General features: G+C 41.5%; 3 protein-coding genes. 1 reads left to right on the top strand and 2 read right to left on the bottom strand.

Features of this window, described 5'->3' with window-relative positions:
• Positions 1 to 422 precede the first annotated feature (422 nt).
• A complete protein-coding gene (locus tag QUB66_RS29420) occupies positions 423 to 1,022 on the bottom strand; it encodes a glutathione S-transferase family protein (protein WP_332970774.1) in 600 nt (199 codons plus the stop codon).
• Positions 1,023 to 1,253: 231 nt separating this feature from the next.
• Positions 1,254 to 2,216 (bottom strand): glycosyltransferase family 2 protein, encoded by a 963-nt coding sequence (locus tag QUB66_RS29415; RefSeq protein WP_265239469.1) that lies wholly within the window; start codon positions 2,214 to 2,216, stop codon positions 1,254 to 1,256.
• 282 nt (positions 2,217 to 2,498) lie between these two features.
• Between QUB66_RS29415 and QUB66_RS29410 the strand changes: the two genes are divergently transcribed.
• On the top strand, positions 2,499 to 3,049 hold a 551-nt coding region (locus tag QUB66_RS29410), incomplete at its 3' end, for a TenA family protein (RefSeq protein WP_332970775.1).

Below are 3,049 nucleotides of genomic sequence, written 5' to 3'. Positions count from 1 at the left end.
GGTACTGGTACTCAGCGCCAGGAGCTTCATTTTTCTATTCTCAGTACCGCTTAGACCTTAACCGAGAAGTATTGAGATCCGGTCAGGTGTTGTACATTTAAATTGTATATCTTGATGACCATCACAAATCATCCAATCCTCTCCCGGAATCCCCTTCTCCCCGTCGGGTCATCGATCGCCATATACAATCTAAAATATCGCTTCGCTAACGTTCCTATCTTCGGAGAAAAAAACACTAACCCAAGCGTATTACATGATATAGTCATTTTTCATCGCAGCCTGTTTTCTTTTTTACCGTGGTTTTTTTTGAGTTTTTAGCGCACTATTCCATATAACTCGGTCATGTAACTGTGTCACGATCTTTTTCAAGATGCTATCTTCACACCACTGCTTGTAATGCCAGAATACAGCCGACTGCAATCTTAATCTGTAATGCTAATATATCGAGGCTGATGCTTGATTCGCTCGATCCAAGATTGAATTTCCGGAAACCGCGTCAAGTCAAATCCGCCTTCCCCAGCAACGTGAGTGTAAGCAAATAAACCTATGTCAGCGATAGAATAGCGATCGCCCACAAAAAAGTCATTCTGTTCTAAATGCTGTTCCATTACGCCCAAAGCAGCATAACCCGGTGCTTGTTTTTGTTGCAATGCTGCTTGATATTCTTCAGCTTTCCCTGTCAAATACCAAAAACGAGAAGTTGCAATAAAAGGTTCATGGCTGTACTGTTCAAAAAACAACCACTGCATCACTAAAGCACGTTCAAATTTATCGCTGGGGAAAAACTCAGTTTCTTCGCTCAAGTAAAACATAATTGCATTGGATTCAAAGAGAAATTTACCCGGTGCGATTTCTAACACCGGAATGCGGCCATTGGGATTTTTGACCAAAAATTCGGGTGTCCGGCTTTCTTTTTGGAGAATATTAATCTCTGTGCGATCGAACGCAAGATTGAGCTGCGTCAATAGCAAGCGAACTTTATAGCAATTGCCCGAAGGGGAATATTCGTAAAGTTTAAACATGAGTATTGAGGAGATTTTAATCTCTTGAATTATCTCATAATTTAGATAATTTAGGCAAGATTAGTTAACAGTTGTTTGCTAAAATTATACTAATTCTGAAATATAGTGCTACATATAAATTGTTTTATGCGATCTGTCGGGATACCGCATTGCCTTGTTTTTGTGAAAATTTACGAGTTTTAATGATTGGTATAAGATTATAAATTGTAGCAACATTTTTGGGGATTGGTATTATTTTGGTGATTTTTGGCGATCGGCAAAACCAGCAACTTCTCCCAGCGTATAAAGCGGCCTGCCCTTCACCTCCTCATAAATCCGCCCAATATACTGGCCCAAAATCCCAATACTGACCAACTGCACCGCACCCAAAAAGAAAACCGCCATAATTATAATTGTCAAACCACTTAATCCCGAACCCGGAGAGAAAAGACGCCAGTACAAAACCAGAAAAGCCATTAAAACAGACACCAAAGCCGAAAATAAACCCAAATAAATCGACAGTTGCAAAGGAACTTTTGAAAAAGAAACTAAACCGTTCATCGCCAAAGCAAAAGATTTGCTAAAGGTATACTTAACCTCGCCAGCAAAACGCGGATCACGTTCAAACTTAACCGCAGTTTGTTTGAAACCAATCCAAGCCCGTAGTCCCCGAATGTAGCGATTGCGTTCGGGCATAGCATTGAGCACATTCACTACGCACCTATCCATTAAACAAAAATCGCCCGTATCTATGGGAATATCAACATCAGCAAGATTCCGCAAAATACGATAATACATATAAGCTGGCAACCGCTTAAACCAACTTTCTTGACGGCGTTGAGTGCGCTGGGCGTAAACAACTTGATACCCGATCCGCCACTGTTCTACCATATCTAGAATTAGCTCTGGGGGGTCTTGCAAATCGCCGTCCATGATGACGACAACTTGACCACTAGAAAAGTTTAAGCCAGCAGTTACAGCTATTTGGTGGCCGAAATTGCGGGCTAAACTGAGGTAACAAATTCGCGAGTCTTGTTCGTGCAATTCTCGCAAAAGTTCCAAAGAGCGATCGCGGCTGCCATCATTGATTAAAATTAATTCTACTGGGCCGTCGAGGTGCTCCATCACCCCGCTAATTCGTCTATACAATTCAGGGAGGTTTTCTTCTTCGTTATAGATGGGAATTATCAAGGAATACTTAGGTGTATGGTTCATCGCAGTTTTTGGTAGATCGTATTTTCAATTGTCAAATCAAGAGTCTATTTTTTGCCGAAGGCACTGGCGGCTTCTAGGAAAAGCTTCTGCACGTAATTTCGCTCTTCTATCCCGACAAAGATAGCCCACAAAATATCAGCGTACCAACATTTATATAATTTATTGAATAGGAAAAATTCAAGGCAGTATAAAACTGACACCAGCCAAGCGAAAATATCTGTTATCATAGATGTTTGGTCGGACTAAAAAATTTACAATAATCACCCATAGATTCAAAATTGTATGACAAATTCCAATGATCTTTGGCAAGCAAATCAAGACTTAAGCGAAGCTTGTCTCCAACATCCGTTTGTCAGAGGCATTGCTGACGGTAGCCTAGCCCAAAATAGTTTTGCATATTACGTTGCACAAGACGCATTTTTTCTGAGAGCCTTCGCTCGTGCTTACAGCATTGCTGCGGCCAAAGCACCAGACTGGGAGGGATTTGAAATCCTCCACAATCTCGGTAGCGGTGTTTTAGAAGAACTTGGCTTGCATCAAGGATATGCAGCGAAATGGGGTGTAAACTTGTCAGAGGCAAAACCGGGAATCGCTACCAGGCGCTACACGGATTTTTTATTAGCGACAGCCTGGGGAAGCGGTGTAGGTTTGACTGTAGCGGCGATGACTCCTTGCTTGCGGTTGTATGCTTTTTTGGGACAGCAGTTAGCTAAGCCTAAAATACCGGAACACGCCTTGAGCGAGTGGATTTTTACCTATATAGCAATCCTAAATCATTTTCTATGTATAGGTGTACTGATGGATTTTGGGGAAATCAAATTTATGTTCCTTTG

Source organism: Microcoleus sp. A2-C3, from assembly GCF_036706065.1.
Lineage (GTDB): Bacteria > Cyanobacteriota > Cyanobacteriia > Cyanobacteriales > Microcoleaceae > Microcoleus.
Note: the sequence above shows the minus strand (reverse complement) of the source record. Positions and strands in the feature narration are given on the sequence as shown.

Bases quoted from the DNA above. Each gene is read 5' to 3' on its own strand.
- QUB66_RS29415 (WP_265239469.1), bottom strand. From the start codon at position 2,216: ATGAACCATACACCTAAGTATTCCTTGATAATTCCCATCTATAACGAA.
- QUB66_RS29420 (WP_332970774.1), bottom strand. From the start codon at position 1,022: ATGTTTAAACTTTACGAATATTCCCCTTCGGGCAATTGCTATAAAGTT.